The following is a 21,281-nucleotide window of genomic DNA, read 5'->3' as shown; positions in this document are numbered from 1 at the left end:
ATCTCAAACCGCTCAGGCAAAGAAATAAACGCGGATTTCCCAGTTCCCATGCGAAGTTGTGGAAAAGCTGCCGCTACAGGCCCGCGTTTCGGAACCAACGGATAATGGCCTCGCGGTCTTCGGGTTCCATATAGGTGACGTTGGCCGGCGGCATCGCGTGGCTGACTCCAGCCTGCAGATAGATTTGCTCGGCATTGCGCGCGATGTCACCTTCGGTCTCCAGAAGAACACCCTTGGGGGCCCAGAGGATTCCGTCCCAGACGGGCTCGCGCGCGTGGCACATGGAACAGCGCCCCAAGACTACGTCATGGGCTTCTTCAAAGCCGCTGGCCTGCACAAAGCGCTCCTCGAACTGGGTCAGAGGCTGCGCCTCGGCCTCTTCCAGCGGTTTGTACATCGGCGCAGTGGACAGCCACATGATGGCGATGAACAGCAGGGCCGTCACAAGCCAGGTCCAGGTCGGGTTGCCGGCCCGGGCGTGGCGCGTATTGAAGTAGTGCCGGATGGTGACACCCATCAGGAACACCAGCGCCGCGATGATCCAGTTGTATTCGGTCGCAAAGGCCAGCGGGTAATGGTTCGACAGCATCAGGAAGACCACCGGCAAAGTCAGATAGTTGTTGTGGGTCGAGCGCAGCTTGGCGATCTTGCCGTATTTCGGGTCCGGGGTGCGGCCGTTTTTCAGGTCATCCACCACGATCCGTTGGTTGGGCATGATGATAAAAAACACATTGGCCGTCATGATCGTGGCGGTGAAAGCGCCCAGATGCAGCATCATCGCGCGGCCAGTGAAGATCTGGTTGTATCCCCAACCCATCGTCACAAGCAGAACGAACAGCAGCAGCATCAGCAGCGTCGGACGCTCGCCCAGGCCCGATTTGCACAGGAAGTCATAGATCAGCCAGCCCACGGTCAGCGACGCCGCCGAGATCAGGATGCCCTGCCAAAGCGCCAGATCGGCCTTCTGTGCGTCGATCAGATACAGCTCACCGCCCACCCAATAGACGATCATCAACAAGGCCGCACCGCTGAGCCAGGTTGCATAGCTTTCCCATTTGAACCAGGTCAGGTGGTCGGGCATCCGCTCGGGCGCCACAAGGTATTTCTGAATATGGTAGAAGCCGCCGCCATGCACCTGCCATTCCTCGCCATCCGCAGGACCGGGGATGTCGCGGTTCAGGCCGAGGTCCAGCGCGATGAAATAGAATGACGATCCGATCCAGGCGATTGCCGTGATGACATGCAGCCACCGCACCGCAAATGCCATCCAGTCCCAGAACACGGCGAATTCATACATGCAAAGCTCTCCGATTGCTTGCCGACACACTAGGCAAACGGGGTTTTCTTCGGTATTCCCGTATATTGTCAAACTGTATCAAAAAAAACGAAAAGATGTCCTATCTCGACAATATCCGTACCTTTGTCCGGGTCTATGATCTTGGCAGCATGTCCGCGGCCGGGCGCGATCTGCGAATCTCGCCAGCGGTGACTTCGGCGCGGATTTCCCAGCTCGAAGATCATTTGGGTGTGCGATTGTTCCAGCGTACGACCCGAAACCTCAGCCCGACCGAGCAGGGCCGGGCGTTCTACCCCGGTGCGGTTGCGGTTCTGGATGCCGTGAACGAGGCCGAAGCGCAGGTCGTGCACCTGACCGAAGCGCCCCGGGGATCGCTTTTCGTAGCGGCTCCACTGGGGGTCGGGCGACGGCTGTTGGCGCCTCAAGTGCCTGAATTTCTTGCCGACTACCCCGAGATTGACGTGCGGCTGCGTCTGACGGACAGGTCTGTTGATCTCACGACCGAAGGGCTGGATCTGGCGTTCTTCATCGGTCAACCCGAAGACAGCACATTGCGGATCCGCAAAATCGCGGATTGCCAGCGTGTCTTGTGTGCTGCGCCAGACTATGTCGCGCGCCGAGGCATGCCCCGGACCGGGGCGGAGCTGATCTCGGACCGGCACGAATGCCTGAACCTGCGATTCCCTGGGGCGACCGAGTTCCAATGGTTACTGCAGACAGCCGAAGGACCCAAACGGTTTGCGGTGTCCGGACGGTTCGAGTGCGACGATGGCGATGTTCTGACTGATTGGGCGCTGGCTGGGCAGGGGATCGCGATGAAACCCGTTTTTGAAGTGGCCGAGCATCTCAAGGCTGGGCGATTGGTGCCCGTTGCCGTCGACACGCCACCGGTTTCGGTGCAGATGGCGTGCCTCTACACGCATCGGCGTCATCAGGACCCCAAGGCGCGCCTGTTCATGGATTTCATGGTCTCGCGGATCGGCGACGTGGTGCGGATGTCGCAGGTCTGAGGAGTCAGCTGCCCCGGTAGGTCGAATACCCGAATGGCGACAGCAATAGCGGCACATGGTAATGCGCCTCGGGGTCGGACATGCCGAACCGGATCGGTATTTGATCAAGGAAAAGAGGCTCTTCAACGGCTTGTCCGGAGGCCCGCAGGTAGTCGCCCGCAAAGAAGATCAACTCGTAGATACCGGTCTTGAAAGTCTTTTCCGGCAGGATGGGACTGTCGGTGCGCCCGTCCGCATTGGTTTCCATCTCAACCAATTTCCGGTGCGAATTGCCGGACACGCGGTACAACGCGATTTTCAGCCCCTCGGCCGGACATCCCCGCGCCGTGTCCAGAACATGGGTCGTCAGATAGCCTGCCACGAGTTGCTCCTGCTGTTGTCTGCACGTTTCGTCTTCGGATGCCATTTTAGGCAATCCGGTTTGCATTGCCCACCTTGCGGCAAAGGCCATGGCGCAGGGAACGCCGAAACAACCGGAAACAGCGTTCGGATTGATTTGATAATCCATCACGGTTTTATGGGATAAACCGAATGGAAGCCTGAAATTGAAGACGGAAAGCAGAATGCAGCCCCCCCGATACCCCCGCGACATGATTGGATACGGAGCCAACCCGCCAGAAGCCCAGTGGCCGGGCGGAGCCAAGCTGGCAGTGCAGATCGTGCTGAACTATGAAGAGGGCGGCGAAAACTGCGTATTGCATGGCGACGCCGCGTCCGAGGCATTTCTGTCCGAAATCGTGGGTGCCGCGCCTTGGCCCGGCCAGCGTCATTGGAACATGGAGTCCATATATGAATACGGCGCCCGCGCCGGTTTCTGGCGGCTGCATCGCTTGATGGCCGACTTGCCGGTGACCGTCTATGGCGTGGCTACCGCGCTGGCGCGCTCGCCCGATCAGGTGGCGGCGATGAATTCCGCCGGGTGGGAGATCGCCAGCCACGGCCTGAAATGGGTCGAGCACAAGGACATGCCCGAAGACGAGGAGCGCGCCCAGATCGCCGAGGCGATCCGCCTGCATACCGAGGTGGTCGGGGAACGTCCGCGCGGCTGGTACACGGGGCGGTGCTCGGACAACACCGTGCGGCTGGTGGCCGAGGAAGGCGGGTTTGCCTATGTGGCCGACACCTACGCCGACGATCTGCCTTATTGGATGCATACCGGTGGGCGCGACCAGCTGATCGTGCCCTATACGTTGGACTGCAACGACATGCGCTTTGCCACGCCGCAGGGGTTCAACTCGGGCGAACAGTTCTTTGCGTATCTCCGCGACAGCTTCGATGCGCTCTATGCCGAGGGGCAGGCGGGCGCGCCCAAGATGTTGTCGATCGGTCTGCATTGCCGCCTGATCGGCCGGCCGGGCCGGGTGATGGCGCTGAAGCGGTTTCTGGACTATGCGCGCGGCTTTTCCGATGTGTGGTTCGCGACCCGGTTGCAGATTGCCGAACACTGGGCCGCGCATCATCCGCCGCAGGATCGCCCGCGCCCCTCGCAGATGGACCGCGACGCCTTCGTGGCGGCCTATGGCGGTATTTTCGAACATTCACCCTGGATCGCCGAGCGCGCCTGGGCGCTGGAACTGGGCCCCGCTCATGATACGGCGGGCGGGCTACACAACGCGCTGGCACGGGTGTTCCGTTCGGCCTCGCCCGAGGAACGCCTGGGCGTTCTGACCGCGCATCCGGATCTGGCGGGCAAGCTGGCGCAGGCCAAACGCCTGACGGCCGAAAGCACCTCGGAACAGGCCTCCGCCGGGTTGGACGCCCTGACCGACGCCGAGCGCGACGCCTTTACCGATCTGAACACGCGTTACACCGAGAAATTTGGCTTCCCCTTCATCATCGCCGTGCGCGACCACGACACGGCCTCGATCCTGCAGGCGTTCCAGCGACGCATCGAGAATGACCGCGAGACCGAACTCGCCGAGGCTTGCCGTCAGGTCGAGCGCATCGCCGAGTTCCGGCTGCGCGACGTGCTGCCCTCATGACGCGGATCATTCCTATCGCGCCGCTGACGGCCCAAGCCTTTGCACCGTTCGGCGATGTGCTTGAGGTTTCGGGCACGCCGGACAAGATCATCAACCAGGGTCAGTGCGGGCGATACCATGACCGGGCGGTTCTGGATTTCGCGGATGGGCGCGCGGGGATCAGCCTGTTCGATGCCAATCCGCGGGCATTGCCCTATCAACTGGACATGGTCGAACGTCACCCCCAAGGCAGCCAGGCTTTCGTTCCCATGACCAACCAGCCGTTCCTGGTGATCGTCGCGCCGGATGAGGATGGCGTTCCCGGCCGGCCGCTGGCCTTCGTGACGCAGCCGGGGCAGGCTGTGAACTACCATAGGGGCACGTGGCACGGTGTGCTGACGCCACTGCACGCGCCAGGCCTTTTCGCGGTAGTCGACCGTATCGGTTCAGGCGCAAACCTCGAGGAGCACTGGTTCGATACCCCTTACGAGGTGGTTGAACGCTAAGCCAATTTTGAAGCCGCCGGAGAAGCGGCAAGACCCCCATGAGAAAACAGGGAGACAGTTGAGATCATGGCCGAAACTTCGATAGGAACACCCGATCAGCTTCGGGATCCGAATTACACGCCTGCGCTGCACAAGGCGATACCACTTGGGATTCAGCACGTTCTGGCAATGTTTGTGTCAAACGTGACCCCCGCCATCATCGTGGCCGGTGCGGCCGGGTTTGGCTTCGGGTCGAACTCGCCCGATTTTCCCGAGCTGCTGTACCTGATCCAGATGTCGATGCTGTTTGCAGGGTTGGCGACCTTGTTGCAGACCATCACGCTGGGCCCGGTTGGTGCGGCATTGCCCATCGTTCAGGGAACAAGCTTTGCGTTCCTGCCCATCATGATCCCATTGGTGGCTGGCAAGGGCGTTGAGGCCCTTGCCGCGCTGTTCGGAGGCGTTCTGATCGGCGGCATCTTTCACGCCTGCCTTGGGATGTTCATTGGCAAGATCCGCTTCGCTCTGCCGCCATTGGTCACGGGCCTTGTTGTGACGATGATCGGATTGGCACTTGTCAAGGTCGGCATCCAATATGCGGCGGGTGGTGTCCCTGCGATCGGTACGCCGGAATACGGATCGCTGCTCAACTGGTCTGCGGCACTGGTCGTCGTGATCGTCACGCTGGGCCTCAAGTTCTTTGCCCGCGGAATGCTGTCGGTGTCTGCGGTTCTGGTCGGATTGGCTGTCGGCTATGTCTACGCCCTGATGGTCGGAATGGTGACGTTTGAAGCCATTGGAACAAGCTGGTCGCGGGCCGCTGGTTTCGCGCTGCCGGTGCCCTTCAAATATGGGTTCGAATTCTCGCTGGCGGCGGTGATCGGGTTCTGCCTCATGGCTTTCGTGTCAGCGGTCGAAACCGTCGGTGACGTTTCGGGCATTACCAAAGGTGGCGCGGGTCGCGAGGCCACGGACAAAGAGATCGCGGGAGCGACCTACGCAGATGGTGTTGGCACGGCTGTCGCCGGTATCTTTGGCGGTTTGCCGAATACCTCGTTCAGTCAGAATGTCGGCCTGATCGCGATGACCGGTGTCATGAGCCGCCATGTCGTCACGATTGGTGCGCTCTTCCTGATCCTATGCGGACTTGTTCCCAAGGTCGGCGCCATCATACGCACTGTTCCGATCGAAGTTCTGGGGGGCGGCGTGATCGTCATGTTCGGCATGGTGGTGGCTGCCGGTATTTCGATGTTGTCTGACGTGGACTGGAATCGCCGCAACATGGTGATCTTCGCCATCTCGCTGTCGATCGGGCTTGGTTTGCAGCTGGAGCCCGGCGCGGTTCAGCACTTGCCGGACACAATCCGCATCCTGATGACAAGCGGACTGCTGCCCGCAGCGCTGATCGCCATCGTGCTGAACCTCATTCTGCCGCATGAACTGGCCGAGGAGTCGACCGAAGAGGTCTCGGGCGGAATGGCCGGTCACGGCGCTGGCAGTCTGCCGCACGACTGAAACCTGTAGCTCAGCCCTGCAGCGCCAAGCGCGCTGCGGGCTATTCCGACTGGGCCATCATCCCGGCGACATCGAGCATACGGGCCGAAAAACCCCACTCATTGTCGTACCATCCGAAAACCCGAACCTGGTTTTGCCCGACGACCCGCGTTTCCGGTCCGGCAATCACCAGCGATTCCGGTCGCGCACGTAGATCAGACGAGACCAGCGGCAAGTCGGTCCAGCCGAGCACCTTTGATGCCTCGACGGCGCGGTGCAATTCGGCCGAGAACAGCTCGGGTTCCATTCCTTTTTGCAGGGTCACAACCAGATCGATGGCCGAGACGCTGGCAGTGGGCACCCGCACCGCCGCACCGGAAATACGTCCGGCCAGATGGGGCAGAACCTCGTCGATCAGATGGGTCGCGCTTGACGTTGTGGGTACCATCGACAAGGCCCCGGCCCGCGACCGCGCCAGGTCGCCGCGCGGGGCGTCCACCATCGGCTGGCTGTTTGTGTAGCAGTGAATCGTGGTCATGTGCGCTGAGGCGATGCCTCCGATCTCGTCGATCACCTTGGCCAGCGGCGCCAGCGCGTTGGTGGTGCAGGACGCGTTCGACACAATCCGGGCACTGCCCAGCATGTCTTCGTTGGCACCCAGAACGATCGTTTTTTCGGCGGCCGGGGACGGGCCGGAAATCAGCACCTTGCCAGCCCCTGCCTGCAGGCCCCGGATCGCGACATCCGAACTGCGCGCGATACCCGTGCAATCCAGCATCACGTCCACGCCGGACAGATCGACATCGGCAAGGTCGTCGCTGTGGCTCAGTGGAATCGAATGTCCATCTACCTGCAAGGCCCCGGCGCTGGTTTCGACCGAACCGGCATAGGGGCCGAACGTGCTGTCGTACTTGAACAGATAGGCACAGGTCTCCAGCGGTGCGATGTCGTTGATCAGCACCACTTGAACATCCGAACCCGCTGGCAGGGCCATGACCTGCCGCAGGATCGTGCGGCCGATGCGGCCGAATCCGTTGATTGCGAGTTTCATGCGCAAGCTATGGCAGGCCGTCTGACCGACCTCAATGCCCCTATGGAGTCTCCGTTATCCGCAGCTGACCTGCGAGAAGAACTGGCCCGAAATATTCTGGTACATGCTTGACCGGATCACCTTGCACCCGGTTGCCTGCTGGATGGCCGCAATGGCCTGAACCGTGCGCAGGCGCGGCGGCGGGCCGAACGGGTTGAGGTTGTTGTTGTCGCGGGTCGCACGATACACGACAGGGGCGTCCGCAACCTGCGTCACAGCCCATGTGCGGCTCATGACGGATACGGTTTTGGTCGCTTCCTTTGCCACGACCGGGGCGGTGTCGACGGCGACCATGAGGCCGATCATGGCCAGTGCCGTCAGAGGGGCGCGCAGTTTCATCGACCAATCTCCACGAATGAACAAAACGAAATCACCTCTGATTTCAGCAAATTCCGCCGTCCCTGTGAACCCCTGCCGACGCAAAAGCCCGTTTTCAGAACCTTTTGCTGGTCATCGTGTGGACAGTTTCAACGGCATGTGCCGATTGACGTCCTTGTAGAGCAGGTACCGGAATCGCCCCGGCCCGCCCGCGTAGCAGGCTTGAGGACAGAACGCGCGCAACCACATGTAGTCACCGGCCTCGACCTCGACCCAATCCTGGTTCAGTCGATAGACGGCCTTGCCCTCAAGCACATAAAGCCCGTGCTCCATGACATGCGTTTCGGCAAAGGGGATGACCCCGCCTGGTTCAAACGTGACAATGTTCACATGCATGTCATGGCGCAGATCACTTGGATCCGCGAAGCGCGTGGTGGCCCACCGACCTTCGGTGCCGGGCATTGGGGTTGGGGCGACGTCGCGTTCGTTGGTGATGATCGGATCGGGGGCCGGCAATCCGGGTACGGCCTCATAGGCCTTGCGTACCCAATGGAACCGGGCCACGGCGTCAGAGCGGTTGTGCAAGGTCCAATCGGACCCGGGCGGAATGTAGGCATAGCCCCCTGTGTCCAGCTCGTGGACCTGCCCCGCAAGGGTCAGGGTAACCGACCCTTCGACGACGAAGACCACGCCTTGAGCCTTCGGGTCCGTCTCGGGCGTATCGCTGCCGCCGCCCGGCTGGACCTCCATGATGTATTGCGAAAACGTCTCGGCAAACCCGCTGAGGGGGCGCGAAAGGACCCACAGTCGGGTCTGTTCCCAAAACGGCAGAAAGCTGGTCACGATGTCGCGCATCGTGCCTTTCGGGATGACGGCATAGGCGTCAGTGAACATGGCGCGGTCGGTCAGCAGCTGAGTCTGGTCCGGAAGCCCGCCGGTGGGCGCGTAGTAGTTTTGATGAGCCATTCCTGTGCCTCAAGCTTGGTTTCCGATTACTATGGTCGCATCAGCGGCGGGCCGATAGCGCCGGCAGTCCGATAGGTTTGTTCGGCATTATTTGAAGGTCCGGCCGCGGGGGCTTGGCCCTGATTGCTCGGATGTATATTCTTGGTGCAGATCAATTTTCACGAAAGCGAGTTTCGCATGAATGTCCGGTTGCCTGCTGCCCTGTTTGCGCTGTTTTTGTCGGGTGTCGTGGGGGCGGTCGATGCCAAGCCTCTGTCCCGGATCATCGCCGAAATGGGGCTGAGCCCGGACGACTATCAGGTTCTGGACGCGACGACGTCTTCGATGCTGGCAGGCGGGAACCCAAGCGTCGGGCAGGAGCGCAACTGGGTCAACGAGAAAACGGGCACCAAAGGCACGGTCAGGATACGGGACGTGAAGGACAACTGCGTTCACTTCCAGCACTTTGTCCAGCCGTCCGGGGCGGCGCCCAACCCGGAAATCCGCACCCGTCAGTGCAAGGATGCCAGCGGCAATTGGATTCTGACGCCGTAATCGCGGCTCAGTAACCGCGGCTGCGGTCAACCTCGTGCAGCAGGGGCTGACCTGCACTCAGCTGCAGAAAGTTCTGGGCAACATCCGCCAACGCATCACCCAGATGCCATCCCGACACATGCGGTGTGATCGTGACCGCAGGGTGCCGCCATAAGGGGCTGTCTTTGGGCAACGGTTCTTGTGCGGTCACATCGAGAACCGCGCGCCCAGGACGACCCCGGTCAAGTGCCTCGATCAAGGCTGTTTCGTCGATCAGGTCGCCACGTCCCGCATTCAACAACTGGCTGCCGTCCTTCATCGCGCCGAGCATTTCTGCGTCGAACAAGCCGATGGTTTCGGGGGTCGAGGGCAGGATCGCGCAGACATGGCCGCAACCGCCCAGCATTCCCGGCAAAGCATCCTGCCCGTGCAGACAGGTGACATCTTCGATTTGCTTGGGTGACCGGCTCCAGCCGATGACCTGAAACCCGACATCGCGCAGCATGCAGGCGGTACGGCTGCCGATATGGCCCAGCCCCAGAACTCCGACTACGGTGTCAGATGTCAGCACCGGCGCTTTCGGCCGCCACTCGGCCCGCCGCTGAGCGTTTGCGTGAAAGCCCATGTTCCGGTGAGCGTACAGGATATAGGCCAGAAACCACTCTGCGATGCCTTGCGCCGGGGCGTCCGGTTTCAGGCGGGCCACGCGAACATGCGCGGGCAGGGCGGGGTTCGACACGATCGTCTCGACCCCGGCGCCCAACTTTTGCACCAGCTGCAGATTGGGCAGGCGACTCGCGTGATCGTCCCGCAGGGAGACAACCGCCACCATGGTGACCTCGGCCGGGTCACCAATGGTGCTTGGCGTGCGCACATCGGCCGTTGGTGCATGTCGCCGTACCTCTTCGGCAATCTCGGCATCGCTCATCCAGTCGGACAGCCCGGTATCGATCAACAACGCCATCTGCGCCCCTCTTCCGTTTCAAATTGATTGCAAGTGACGTGCCGTCACGCGGCTGGACACAGTTGCTGCAGCTAAGCCATCCTCGGCGCAAAGGTAAAGCCCGGTTCCGGGATCTACGGAGGATTCTTCATGAACATGTCATTCGTCTTGCGCGAGGAGAACCGGGCGCTGCTGGAGCGGGTCCGCGACATGATCCGCAACGAGATCATGCCCTTGGAAGAGGAATACCAGGCCGAGATCAACAAGGGTGACCGCTGGCGGTACACCGACCGCCAGGCCGAGATCCTGGAGGGGTTGAAGGCCAAGGCCAAGGCGGCGGGTCTGTGGAATTTCTGGCTGACCGACAGCGACAAGGGCTTTGGCCTGACTACAGTCGAGTACGCCTATTTCGCCGAAGAGATGGGCAAGACCCCGCTGGGCGCCGAGGTGTTCAACTGTTCCGCCCCCGACACCGGGAACATGGAGGTGTTCGAGCGCTACGGCACCGAGATGATGAAAGCGCGGTGGCTCAAACCGCTGCTCGAGGGCGAGATCCGCTCGGCCTATCTGATGACCGAACCGGATGTGGCCTCGTCGGATGCCACGAATATCTCGATGTCCTGCGTGCGGGACGGGGATGACTATGTTCTGAATGGCGAGAAATGGTGGTCGTCCGGCGCGGGCGATCCGCGCTGCAAGGTCTACATCGTGATGGTCAAGACCGGCGGCGACGACCTGCCCAAGCACCAGCGCCAGTCGATGATCGTGGTGCCCGCCGACACGCCGGGGATCGAGATCCTGCGCCCGATGGAAGTGTACGGCCATGACGACGCGCCGCACGGGCACATGCATATCCGGTTCACCGATGTCCGGGTGCCGGCCGAGAACATCCTGCTGGGCGAGGGCCGCGGGTTCGAAATCGCGCAGGGGCGCCTCGGGCCCGGTCGCATCCATCATTGCATGCGCGCGATCGGCCAGGCCGAGATGGCGCTGGAACAGATGTGCAAACGCGCCCTGCAGCGCGAAGCCTTCGGCAAGAAGCTGGCGCAGCTGGGTGCCAATTTCGACATCATCGCCGAGTGCCGGATGGAGATCGAGATGGCCCGCCTGCTGTGTCTGAAGGCCGCGTGGTACATGGATCAGGGCGATGCGCGCGCGGCAGCCCCGTGGATCAGCCAGATCAAGGTCGTGGCACCGCGCGTCGCGCTGAAGGTGATCGACGAGGCGGTGCAGATGTTCGGCGGGCAGGGCGTCAGCCAGGATACGCCGCTGGCCACCGCCTGGACGCATGTGCGCACGTTGCGGCTGGCCGATGGCCCGGATGCGGTGCATCGCCGTCAGGTGGCGCGGGCCGAGCTGAAGAAGCACACTCAGGAAAAGATCTGACATGCAGGACGCGGCGATGCAGCCAGTGGTGGGTGAGACCGCCTATTTCCGGGTCGCGCCCGACGGGGCCTTTGTCGGCAATGACCCGGCGCGCGGGCCGTGGTCGGCCGACCACTGTCATGCCGGCCCGGTTGCGGGCCTGATCGTGCGCGCGGCCGAGATCGAGGTCGGTCCCGACAAGATGCTGACCCGCCTGACCGTCGATCTGCTGCGCCCGCTGCCTCTGTCCGGTTTGCGCGTGGCCGCCGAAACCGTGCGCCACACCAAGACGCTGGCCACCACGCGTGTCACCGTGCACGATCTGGACGACACGCTGTGCGCCACCGCCACCACGATGCATCTGGCGCGCCGGGATCTGGGGCCGGTGCCGAATGTGGCGATCCAAGCCCCCGACCTTTCGCAGATCGAAGACGGCCCGTTTCCCATCGGTGAAATGCGGCATGACCTGCCCGGCTTTGCCCATCATTCCGAGGTGGCCTATCCCAAAGGCGGTAATCAGGGGGCGGGCCCAAAAACCATTTGGATGCGCACCCCGCCTCTGCTCGAGGGCGAAAACCCCTCGCCGATCCAGTCGCTGTGCCCGCTGGCCGATTGTGGCAATGGCATTTCTTGGAATGCGCCGACCTCGGAAATGGGGTTCATGAACACCGACCTGACGGTGCAGATCCACCGCGAGCCGATGTCCGACTGGCTCGCCTCAGATTCCGTGTCACACTGGCAACCCAGCGGCATCGGGATGTCGCAGTCGGTTCTGTATGATACTCAAGGGCCGATCGGCACGGCGCTGCAGACGCTGGTCCTGTTTCCGCCGAAATGAACGGCAAAATCCGTTCTCCCCGCCGAACCGCGTTGCCAGCGCCGGTCGGGCACCCTATCTTCGCGTTCATGCGCTGGATACCCACCTTTATCGCCTGTTGCCTGCCGTTTTCCGCGGTGGCGCACCCGCATGTCTTCATCGACACCGGGCTGGAGTTCATAGTGGACGAGTCGGGCAACCTGACCCATGTCCGCGTCACCTGGGCCTATGACGAGTTCTACTCGCTGCTAGTGCTTGAAGACATGAGATTGGATCAGGACGGCGACGGCGTGCTGTCCGAAGCCGAAGAGCAGCGCCTCGCCGGTTTCGACGCGCAGTGGGTCGAAGGATACAATGGCGATCTGGTCATCCTGGCCGCCGATCAGCCGGTTGCCTTGTCCGGTCCGCTGGAACCGCGCGCCACGACCGAGGATGGCCGTATCGTTACCACCCATCTGCGTAAGGTCGAGGGCGAGCCTGTGCCCGCCCGAGGCCTGTCGGCCAAACCCTTTGATGAGACATTCTATACCGCCTACGAAGTGACGCGCCCGGTCACCGTTTCCGGGCCTGAAACCTGCCGGGTCGACAGGTTCGAGCCGGATATCGACGGCGAACTGGCCCAGATGCAGGCCTTTCTGCTGACCCTGGACGCCGACTATGACCTCGAGGAGAACGACATCCCCCTGGTCGGTGAACGCTTTGCCACCGAGATCCGCGTTTCATGTCCCGCTACCTGATCCTGCCGGTCGGCCTGGCAATAGCGCTGCTGCTGTGGTTCTGGGGCAGCGGAGGCTTTGACAGCCTCGCGTCCTGGGCCGCGGGCGAGCAGCGGGAATTTCAGAACCAGATCGCCCGAGCCCTTCGGGCCGCGCGGGCCGAACAGCCCGAGGCCGTGGCCACGCTGCTGGCCGTCTGTTTTGCCTATGGGTTCTTCCATGCGGTGGGGCCGGGCCATGGCAAGGTGCTGATCGGAGGGTATGGGCTGGGCCGCAATGTCGCCTTTCTGCGCCTGTCGGCGATCAGCGTACTGTCCTCGCTGGGGCAGGCCGTGACGGCGATCGTTCTGGTGTATGCAGGCGTTCTGGTGTTCCAGATGTCGCGGGAAAGCTTGGTCGGCACCACCGAGCAGATCATGGCCCCGGTCAGCTATGGTGCGATCGCGGCCATCGGGCTGTGGCTGGTTCTGCGATCGCTGCGCAGTTTCGCCCGGCGCGGTCGTTCGGACAGTGCCCCGCAAGACCATCACCATCATCATGATCACGGGCATCATCACCATCACGACAGTGAGGCTTGTTCCGATTGCGGGCATCGTCATGGCCCCACCGCCGAAGAGGTGGCCCAGGTCGGCAGCCTGCGCGAGGCGCTGATCCTGATCGCCGGCATCGCCGCGCGACCGTGTACCGGAGCTTTGTTCGTGCTGATCCTGACCTGGCAGATGGGCATCGCGATGGTCGGTATCGCCGGGGCCTTTGCCATGGCGCTGGGCACCGCGACCGTCACCACCCTGGTTGGCTGGACGTCGTTCGGGTTGCGAGGAGGGCTCTTGGCCTCGGCCTCGGCTACGCGGTTCGCGGCCGTGCTGGCGCCCACGATCGAACTGGTGGCCGGGCTGCTGATCGCGGTGATCGCCGGTGGATTGCTGCTGCGCGCGCTCTGACGTCAGTCGAAAACAGGATCGGGGTAGCCCACCCGCGCCAGGTACAAACCTTGCGGAGGGCAGACCGGCCCGCAGGCCGCGCGGTCGGCAGCCTCGAGCGCATCGCGCACGTCCTGCGGTGTCCAGGCGCCCGCGCCGACCCGTTCGAGCGTGCCGACGAAACTGCGCACCTGGTTGTGCAGGAAGGACCGGGCGCGGACGTGGAAATGCACCTCGGGGCCGGAAAAGCCCGGAACCTGTTCGACGCGCAGCTCGTCCAGCGTCTTGACCGGGCTGGCCGCCTGGCAGATCGAGGACCGGAAGGTGGTGAAATCGTGCCGCCCGATCAACATGTCGGCCCCAGCCTGCATCGCGGCGACATCCAGCGGATGCCCGATCTGCCAGACCTGGCCCTTGTCATGGGTCGCGGGCGCACGGCGGATCAGTATGCGGAACAGGTACTGCCGCTCGATGGCCGAGAACCGCGCATGCCAGTCATCCGCCACCCGCGCGGCCTTGAGAATCGCCACCGGCAACGGCTTGAGGTGATAGTTCAGCGCCTCGGACAGGCGGAACGGGTCCCAATCTTTTTCCAGGTCGCAATGGGCCACTTGCCCCAGCGCGTGAACGCCCGCATCCGTGCGCCCGGCGGCCGCGATCGTGTGTGACCCGGGCTGTAGTTTCGACAACGCCGCCTCGATGGCGCCCTGGACCGAGGGCAGATCCTTCTGCCGCTGCCATCCGGCAAACGGCTCACCTTGGTATTCGACTTTCAACGCGTATCTGGGCATGGGCTGCTGGTACCCTGCCGGAGGCGCCCGGGCAAGGGCAGGCGGCAAAAGCGCTGGCAACCGGGGCAGCGGCTACCTATCTTGGGACAAACAAGAAATGCGGGGCGGCGGTTTGGTCATCTCATCACTGGCAGACAGTCTTGTGCGCGGCGTCGAATCCGTCGGCGACCGCGTGTCCGAGACGTTTTTCGAACCGGTCGTGCGGCTGGGCGTCACCGGTCTTGCGCGGTCGGGCAAGACGGTGTTCATCACGTCGCTGGTGGCCAACCTGCTGGACCGGGGGAGGATGCCCGGCCTGGTCGCCCAACAGGAGGGGCGCATCAACGCCGCCTACCTGCAGCCGCAGCCCGACGACACAGTGCCCCGGTTCGATTATGAATCGCACCTGTCGGCCTTGACCGGGCCTCAGCCCCATTGGCCCGACAGCACCCGCGCCGTGTCCGAGCTGCGCCTGTCGTTCAAGGTCCGCCCTGCCGGGCTGCTGGCTGGCCTGCAGGGGCCACGCACCGTGCATCTGGACATCGTCGACTATCCCGGCGAATGGTTGCTGGATCTGGCGCTGCTCGAAAAAACCTATGACGACTGGTCTGGCGAAACGCTGGAGCGGATCGCGCAGCGTCCGGCCGCGGCCGATTTCCTGGCCCAGATCAAAGCCGTTGATCCGGCCGACCCACATGATGAACCCACCGCGCAGGCCCTGGCGCGGGGCTTTGCCGACTATCTGACTGCCGCGCGGGATGCGGGGTTTTATGACTGCACGCCGGGCCGGTTCCTGCTGCCGGGCGATCTGGCCGGGTCGCCGGTGCTGACCTTTGCGCCGTTGCCGGTCGAGGGCGTCTCGCGCCGCCGCAGCCTGCACCGCGAGATGGAGCGCCGGTTCGAGGCTTACAAGGCGCAGGTGGTGAAGCCTTTTTTCCGGGATCATTTCGCCCGGATCGACCGGCAGGTGGTGCTGGTGGATGCGCTGGGCGCGATCCACAAGGGTCCGCAGGCGGTCGAGGACATGCGCCGCGCCATGGGCGACATCCTGTCGGCCTTCCGGCCCGGCCGCAACGCATGGCTCAGCCAGCTGCTGCTGGGCAAGCGGGTCGAACGCATCCTGTTCGCGGCCACCAAGGCCGATCACCTGCACCACCTGCAGCACCCGCGCCTGACCGCGATCATGGAGGCCCTGACCCGCGAGGCGCGCGACCGCGCCAGGTTCGCCGGGGCCGAGACCGCCGCCATGTCCATCGCCGCGCTGCGCGTGACGACTGAAGAGATCCGCAATCACAACGGCATCGAACTGCCTTGCGTGCGCGGAACTTTGGAGAATGGAAAACAGGCGGCCTTCTATCCCGGAGAGCTGCCCGAAGACCCCGCCCATCTGCTTAACCCTGCGCGCAAAGGGGCCGACACCTGGTTGGGCGAGGAGTACGGGTTCATGACCTTTGCCCCGGCGCATCTTTCGCTGCGCCCCGGTGACGGCCCGCCGCATATCCGGCTGGACCGCGCCGCGCAGTTTCTGATCGGAGACCGGCTGTGACCGTCACCCTCAGGCCCGCGCGCAGCCTCGACGCTGGGGCGGTCGGAGAGATCCTGCACGGCTTTGCACGCGAAAACGACTGGATGCCCGAGCTGCATTCGGGGGCTGAAGCCATCGCTTTTTGTGGGCGGATGATCGACAATGGATGGGTCACGGTTGCCGAACAGGGCGGCAAGGTCGCAGGCTTTCTGGCCGTAGACGGGACCGAGGTTCATTGCCTGTACCTAGGCCCTGCCGCGCGAAACCAGGGGATCGGCACGCAACTGTTGGACAGCGCCAAGGCCGGTCGCCGAGAACTGGCGCTATATGCGTTTCAGGCCAACACGGGCGCGTGCCGGTTCTACGAACGGCACGGTTTTGTCGAAGTGGCCCGCAGCAACGGGGCCGACAATGATGAACAGCTGCCGGACATTCGGTTCGTCTGGCGGAAAAAGGAGTGACGCATGGCCAAGGGTCCGGTTCTGATTGAGCTTGACGAGGATGCCCCGGCCGCCGACGTGGCGAAGGCCGCGCCGGTACCGGATATCGCGCCGCCCCAGGGGCAGGCGATGCAGGCCGCGGCACGACTGGCCGCGCGCAAGCCGTCGGTTCTGGGTCGCTGGTTCTGGGGGCTGGCGGTTGCGGTCGTGGGGGCGGCGGTCTCTGTCGCTGCGTGGAATTTTGCCACCTCGTTGATTGCCAGCGTGCCGGTGCTGGGCTGGATCGTGACCGGCCTGATCTGCGCACTGGTGCTGGTGGCCCTGCTGATCGCGCTGCGCGAACTGGCCGCGCTGGGCCGGCTGTCGCGGGTGGACGGGATGCGCCGTGCCGCCGATGCCGCGCTGGCCGATGCCGATCTGGCGCAGGCCCGGGCCGTGACGCAGCGCCTGATCGCGTTCTATCGCGGGCGCGAGGATATGCGCTGGGGCCGCGACCGTCTGACCGAACGGATCGAGGAACAGTTCGACGCCTCGGGCCTGCTGGGACTGGTCGAGGACGAATTGCTGGCCCCGCTGGACGCCGCCGCCAGCCGCGAGGTCGAGGCCGCCGCGCGCCAGGTCGCGACGGTGACGGCGCTGGTGCCGTTGGCGCTGGCCGATGTGGCGACGGCGCTGCTGGCCTCGTTGCGGATGATCCGCCGGATTGCCGAAATCTATGGCGGGCGGGCCGGGTTCCTAGGGGGCTGGCGATTGACCCGCGCTGTCTTTGTTCACCTGGTGGCCACCGGTGCGGTGGCCGTGGGCGACGACCTGCTCGAACCGGTTCTGGGCGGGTCGGTCCTCAGCAAGCTGTCGCGCCGCTTTGGCGAAGGGTTGGTCAACGGCGCCCTCAGCGCCCGCGTCGGCGTGGCCGCGATGGAGGTCTGCCGTCCGCTGCCCTTCTCGGACCGCCACAGGCCGTCGACCCGCGGCATGGTCTCGCGCGCGCTGAGCGGGCTGTTTTCCAAGGGTTGATCTGCCGCAAAGCCAGCGGGCCGCCGCGCGGGGCACAGTCTTCCGGAAGGGAGACCAGCCATGGCGGATCACGGCCACAGCCAACAGGAAATCGCAGACCGGATCGACGCCCCACCCGGGCGCGGGTTCCTGCGGGACGTTGTTTACGGCGGGATCGACGGATCGGTGACCACGCTGGCCATCGTGGCGGGCGTGGCCGGGGCCGGGTTGTCGCCCTTCGTCATCGTGGCCTTGGGCCTGGCCAACGTACTGGCCGACGGATTCTCGATGGCGGCGGGCAACTACTCGGGGACCAAGGCCGAGTTGGACAATATCCGCCGGATCCGCGCCATCGAAGAGCGCCACATCCGCCTCTACCCCGACGGCGAGCGTGGCGAGGTGCTGGAGATCCTGTCCCGCAAGGGCTTGTCGGGCCGGGTGCTGGAACAGGCAACCGATGCGATCACCGCCGATCGTAACACCTGGATCAACCTGATGCTCGAGGGCGAATACGGGCTGGGCAGCGTCGATCCGCATCCGCTCAAGGCCGCTGCGGCCACCTTCGCGGCCTTTGTCGTGGCCGGCATGGTTCCGCTCGTGCCGTTCCTGTTGGGGGTTCAGGGCGCGTTTGCGGCCTCGGTCCTGATGACGCTGGGCGTGTTCTTTGCCATCGGCGCGATGAAAAGCCGGTGGTCGCTGGCGCCTTGGTGGCGCTCGGGGCTTGAGACGCTGGCGATTGGTGGAGCGGCGGCGGCAATTGCCTATCTCGTCGGGTCTCTGTTCCATCCTTAGATCACTGGCGCCAGATCGCAACAAGCTGAAACCATTCGGGATTTCCCGACTGTCTTACCGCACCTGCACAGGATAGCCTGTAATGCAGATTTGCCCGGAGGTGCGGTTTGGAATCTCTGCTTGTTCTTGTTGGCTTGGTCGTTTTGGCGATGCCGGTATCTATTGTCGTCTTGCTGGTCGGCCATGCCCGTCTGCGGCGGCGGGTCGAGCAGTTGGAGAGTCGGTTGGGTGCCGGGCCGCAACCGGACGCGGAGCGGCCACCACAGACGCAGTCCGCGCCAATCGAAGCACCGACGCCTGAACCGCGACCGGCCCCTTGGGGCCCGCCGAAACAGGAAAGCCCACCGACGCCGGACCAACGGCCTGACGCTGAAGAATCGGCAACTGTCACTGAGAGTGCATCGCCTCCGGCCGCAGTGGTGTTCCGCGCCGAGCGGTTTGACGATCTGAGCGCGTGGCTGCGCGAGAACTGGTTCTATGCCGTATCCGCCCTATCGCTGGCGCTGGCGGGGATTTTCTTGGTGCAATACGGGGTCGAAAACGGGTTGCTGCCGCCCACCGCGCGCGTGTTGGCGGCCTTGGGTTTCGGCGCGCTGCTGATCGTGGCCGGAGAGGTCGTCCGGCGCCGATACGGCGATGACGAGTCCTCGGCGACTGCCTATCTGCCTTCGGTGTTTTCCGGCGCGGGGCTGGTCACGCTGTTTGGCGGCGTTCTGGCGGCGCGCCAGCTCTATGACCTGATCGGCCCCGAGGCGGCCTTGGCGGGCATGATCGCCATCGCTCTTGTCGGGCTGGTTCTGGGCTGGTTCCACGGCCCGCTGCTGGCGGCGATCGGGTTGATCGGAGCCTTTGCTGCACCTTTCGTCGTGGGTGGCGATTCGGCTGACCCGTCTTGGCTGTACGGATATTTCTTCGTGATCACCGGGCTGGGGCTTGGGATCGACACGGTGCGGCGCTGGGCCTGGGTGTCGGTGCTGTCGCTGGTGGGCGCCTATTTAGCGGGCCTTTTGCTGGTGACGGGTTCGCCGATCACGGAACCGGCTTTCCTCGTCTACGTGGCCGCCGTTGCCGTGATCGCCATTGCCGTTCCCGTGCGCCGGATCTGGCCCGATCACGACGGCGCGATGTTCAGCGAACTCCTAGTCAAAAAAACCAGTGGTCCGTGGCCCGAATTTCCGACGCGCCTGGCCTTTGGGGCGGTGCTGGCAAGCTCGGCCATTCTGGCGCTGCAATGGGCCGATACGAGCGGTGAGTTCTGGCTGGCTGTGATCCTGCTGGCCGGGCTGGCTTTCGCCCTGCTGATCTGGGCAAAGGACGCGCCGGCCCTGCAGGACATGACCGCGCTGCCTGCCTTGGGGCTGGGTGGTTTCGTATTCACGCATGGATTTGATGACGGCGCGGTGGCGCGTGGGTTCTGGCAGACCTATTCCGAAACGCCCGAGGCCGATTTTCCGTTGGCCGTGACCTGGCTGGTTGCGTTGGGCGCGGTGATCTCACTTCTGGCGGCATGGCGGTCGTTCCAGGGTGGGCGGTACCCGCTGGTCTGGACCGGTGCCGCCGCGCTGTACGCCCCGGCGCTGGCCATCGCGCTTGAGCTTGGCTGGCGCCCGGCCAGCGTGATCGGCGCTTACCCCTGGGCCCTGCATGCGGTCGCGCTTGCAGCGCTGATGGTGGTACTGGCCGAGCGCTTTGCCCGCGTGGATGGCGAGGCCCGGATGCGTCCGGCTTTGGCCACGCTGTCGGCCCTGTCCTGCTTGACCTTCGGCTGCGTGATCGTGCTCAGCTCGGCGGCGCTGACCATCGCTTTCGTGGTCACGATCATCGCGGCGGCGGCACTGGACCGGCGGTTCAATCTGCCGCCGATGAGCTGGTTCATCTGGGCCGGCGTTGCCACCGTCACGTTCCGACTGATCCTGAACCCGGGTCTGGACTGGGCGCTGGAAGCACCGGTTGCGGAAATGTCTCTGGTCTATGGAGCTGCGGTTGCAGGCTATCTTGCCGCATGGTGGATGCTGCGCCCGCTGGACCGCCCAGTCGCCAATGTCATGTTGGACAGCGCAGCGTGGGCGACGGGTGGCGTTCTGGTGTCTCTGCTGCTGTTGCGCTGGTTGGAAGGGCTCGGCGAAGGCGGTGCCGACGACAGCCATTGGGGGCTGGGCCTGCTGTCGGCCATTTGGCTGCTGCTGGCCTTTGCGCAGGTGCAGCGGTTTGCGCTGGGCGGGCGACTGAACTGGGTTCGGGTCGCACTGGGCGTGTTCTTTGCCGCGCATGGCCTGTTGTGGCTGGCGCTGGCTGCGACAGTGGCCAACCCTGTTTTGCGGTTTGGGGCAGATCCTGTTCTGGGGCCTCCGGTGGTTAACACGCTTGCCATTGCCTATCTGCTGCCGGCCCTCGTCATCGGCCTGTCCGCGTGGCGGATCCCCAAGATGCCGGCGCAGTTGCGGCTGGCCTGCCGGGGGCTGGCCGTCGCACTGGGCGCCTTGTGGCTGGGCCTGACCATCCGGCATTTCTGGCAGGGTGCGGCAGGGATGTATGAAGGCAACGGCGTGTCCCAACCCGAGCTTTATACCTATACGCTCGCCCTGCTGGTGATCGGCGCGGCGCTGTTTTATCAGTCGCTGGCGCGTCGGTCGGACCTGATGCGCAAGGCCGGGCTGGCGGTGATCGGGCTGGCGGTGGCCAAGGTGTTCCTGATCGACATCTCGGGGCTGGGCGGTCTGATCCGGGTGTTTTCGTTGCTGGCCTTGGGGCTGGCGCTGGCGGGTCTGGCCTGGCTGAACCGCTGGGCCAAGCTGCGCCATTCGCCGCAGGGGCCGGAAGCTCTGGACCAATAGGAGCAACCGGCCTATAAGCCCGGCCATGCAAG

General features: G+C 63.9%; 21 protein-coding genes. 14 read left to right on the top strand and 7 right to left on the bottom strand.

The window, feature by feature from the left end:
* Positions 1–73 precede the first annotated feature (73 nt).
* A complete protein-coding gene (locus ACR0BA_RS15545) occupies positions 74–1,297 on the bottom strand; it encodes a urate hydroxylase PuuD (protein WP_480728803.1) in 1,224 nt (407 codons plus the stop codon).
* Positions 1,298–1,392: 95 nt separating this feature from the next.
* On the opposite strand from ACR0BA_RS15545, the gene ACR0BA_RS15540 reads away from it, so the two are divergent.
* On the top strand, positions 1,393–2,307 hold the full coding sequence (locus ACR0BA_RS15540; RefSeq protein WP_480728801.1) for a LysR family transcriptional regulator: 915 nt from the start codon (positions 1,393–1,395) through the stop codon (positions 2,305–2,307).
* 4 nt (positions 2,308–2,311) lie between these two features.
* Here the strand turns inward: ACR0BA_RS15540 and uraH are convergent, their stop codons facing one another.
* Entirely contained in the window at positions 2,312–2,668 is a 357-nt protein-coding gene (gene uraH / locus ACR0BA_RS15535; RefSeq protein ID WP_170435373.1) for a hydroxyisourate hydrolase, read from the bottom strand.
* Between the two features lie 202 nt (positions 2,669–2,870).
* Here uraH and puuE point away from each other — a divergent pair, with 202 nt between their 5' ends.
* The 3 genes from puuE to ACR0BA_RS15520 all read left to right on the top strand — a co-directional run bounded on the left by puuE (position 2,871) and on the right by ACR0BA_RS15520 (position 6,268).
* Positions 2,871–4,289 (top strand): allantoinase PuuE, encoded by a 1,419-nt coding sequence (puuE, locus tag ACR0BA_RS15530; protein ID WP_480728799.1) that lies wholly within the window; start codon positions 2,871–2,873, stop codon positions 4,287–4,289.
* Positions 4,286–4,774: an ureidoglycolate lyase gene (locus tag ACR0BA_RS15525; RefSeq protein ID WP_170337816.1), complete on the top strand. Its 489-nt coding sequence runs from the start codon at positions 4,286–4,288 to the stop codon at positions 4,772–4,774. Before puuE ends, ACR0BA_RS15525 begins: the two co-directional genes overlap by 4 nt.
* A 66-nt stretch (positions 4,775–4,840) precedes the next feature.
* Positions 4,841–6,268 carry a uracil-xanthine permease family protein gene (locus ACR0BA_RS15520; RefSeq protein ID WP_093962810.1) on the top strand — a complete coding sequence of 476 codons (1,428 nt, stop codon included), beginning with the start codon at positions 4,841–4,843 and terminating at the stop codon, positions 6,266–6,268.
* 40 nt (positions 6,269–6,308) lie between these two features.
* Here the strand turns inward: ACR0BA_RS15520 and ACR0BA_RS15515 are convergent, their stop codons facing one another.
* The 3 genes from ACR0BA_RS15515 to ACR0BA_RS15505 all read right to left on the bottom strand — a co-directional run bounded on the left by ACR0BA_RS15515 (position 6,309) and on the right by ACR0BA_RS15505 (position 8,621).
* Positions 6,309–7,298, bottom strand: a complete 990-nt coding sequence (locus tag ACR0BA_RS15515) for a type I glyceraldehyde-3-phosphate dehydrogenase (protein WP_480728797.1) — start codon at positions 7,296–7,298, stop codon at positions 6,309–6,311.
* Positions 7,299–7,352: 54 nt separating this feature from the next.
* Entirely contained in the window at positions 7,353–7,676 is a 324-nt protein-coding gene (locus ACR0BA_RS15510) for a hypothetical protein (RefSeq protein ID WP_170337821.1), read from the bottom strand.
* Between the two features lie 111 nt (positions 7,677–7,787).
* Entirely contained in the window at positions 7,788–8,621 is an 834-nt protein-coding gene (locus ACR0BA_RS15505; RefSeq protein ID WP_170358122.1) for a bifunctional allantoicase/(S)-ureidoglycine aminohydrolase, read from the bottom strand.
* A 144-nt stretch (positions 8,622–8,765) separates the two neighbouring features.
* Here ACR0BA_RS15505 and ACR0BA_RS15500 point away from each other — a divergent pair, with 144 nt between their 5' ends.
* On the top strand, positions 8,766–9,155 hold the full coding sequence (locus ACR0BA_RS15500) for a hypothetical protein (protein WP_170371999.1): 390 nt from the start codon (positions 8,766–8,768) through the stop codon (positions 9,153–9,155).
* Between the two features lie 7 nt (positions 9,156–9,162).
* Here ACR0BA_RS15500 and ACR0BA_RS15495 read toward each other — a convergent pair whose 3' ends face one another.
* Positions 9,163–10,098: a 2-hydroxyacid dehydrogenase gene (locus ACR0BA_RS15495; RefSeq protein WP_480728795.1), complete on the bottom strand. Its 936-nt coding sequence runs from the start codon at positions 10,096–10,098 to the stop codon at positions 9,163–9,165.
* 129 nt (positions 10,099–10,227) lie between these two features.
* Here ACR0BA_RS15495 and ACR0BA_RS15490 point away from each other — a divergent pair, with 129 nt between their 5' ends.
* From ACR0BA_RS15490 to ACR0BA_RS15475, 4 genes are all read left to right on the top strand, one after another.
* A complete protein-coding gene (locus ACR0BA_RS15490; RefSeq protein WP_480728793.1) occupies positions 10,228–11,463 on the top strand; it encodes an acyl-CoA dehydrogenase family protein in 1,236 nt (411 codons plus the stop codon).
* Between the two features lies 1 nt (position 11,464).
* Positions 11,465–12,280, top strand: a complete 816-nt coding sequence (locus ACR0BA_RS15485) for a thioesterase family protein (protein ID WP_480728791.1) — start codon at positions 11,465–11,467, stop codon at positions 12,278–12,280.
* A 68-nt stretch (positions 12,281–12,348) separates the two neighbouring features.
* On the top strand, positions 12,349–12,996 hold the full coding sequence (locus ACR0BA_RS15480) for a DUF1007 family protein (protein WP_480728789.1): 648 nt from the start codon (positions 12,349–12,351) through the stop codon (positions 12,994–12,996).
* The gene (locus tag ACR0BA_RS15475; protein WP_480728787.1) at positions 12,981–13,916 is read left to right on the top strand and encodes a nickel/cobalt transporter; all 936 of its coding nucleotides are present in this window, start codon (positions 12,981–12,983) and stop codon (positions 13,914–13,916) included. The genes ACR0BA_RS15480 and ACR0BA_RS15475 overlap by 16 nt, the downstream gene beginning before the upstream one ends.
* A gap of 2 nt (positions 13,917–13,918) precedes the next feature.
* Here the strand turns inward: ACR0BA_RS15475 and truA are convergent, their stop codons facing one another.
* Complete coding sequence (truA, locus tag ACR0BA_RS15470; RefSeq protein ID WP_170358129.1) at positions 13,919–14,686, bottom strand: tRNA pseudouridine(38-40) synthase TruA; 768 nt, start codon at positions 14,684–14,686, stop codon at positions 13,919–13,921.
* A gap of 112 nt (positions 14,687–14,798) precedes the next feature.
* On the opposite strand from truA, the gene ACR0BA_RS15465 reads away from it, so the two are divergent.
* The 5 genes from ACR0BA_RS15465 (at position 14,799) to ACR0BA_RS15445 (ending at position 21,249) form a co-directional block, all read left to right on the top strand.
* The gene (locus ACR0BA_RS15465) at positions 14,799–16,211 is read left to right on the top strand and encodes a YcjX family GTP-binding protein (protein WP_480728786.1); all 1,413 of its coding nucleotides are present in this window, start codon (positions 14,799–14,801) and stop codon (positions 16,209–16,211) included.
* Entirely contained in the window at positions 16,208–16,651 is a 444-nt protein-coding gene (locus tag ACR0BA_RS15460; protein WP_170458260.1) for a GNAT family N-acetyltransferase, read from the top strand. The genes ACR0BA_RS15465 and ACR0BA_RS15460 overlap by 4 nt, the downstream gene beginning before the upstream one ends.
* A gap of 3 nt (positions 16,652–16,654) precedes the next feature.
* Positions 16,655–17,644 carry a YcjF family protein gene (locus ACR0BA_RS15455; RefSeq protein ID WP_170458262.1) on the top strand — a complete coding sequence of 330 codons (990 nt, stop codon included), beginning with the start codon at positions 16,655–16,657 and terminating at the stop codon, positions 17,642–17,644.
* Between the two features lie 60 nt (positions 17,645–17,704).
* Positions 17,705–18,415 carry a VIT1/CCC1 transporter family protein gene (locus ACR0BA_RS15450; protein ID WP_480728783.1) on the top strand — a complete coding sequence of 237 codons (711 nt, stop codon included), beginning with the start codon at positions 17,705–17,707 and terminating at the stop codon, positions 18,413–18,415.
* A 107-nt stretch (positions 18,416–18,522) separates the two neighbouring features.
* Positions 18,523–21,249 (top strand): DUF2339 domain-containing protein, encoded by a 2,727-nt coding sequence (locus tag ACR0BA_RS15445; protein ID WP_480728782.1) that lies wholly within the window; start codon positions 18,523–18,525, stop codon positions 21,247–21,249.
* Positions 21,250–21,281 lie beyond the last annotated feature (32 nt).

This window comes from Ruegeria sp. CI5 (assembly GCF_056536885.1).
The sequence above is the reverse complement of the archived record's forward strand: the minus strand, read 5'-3'. Positions and strand labels throughout refer to the sequence as shown.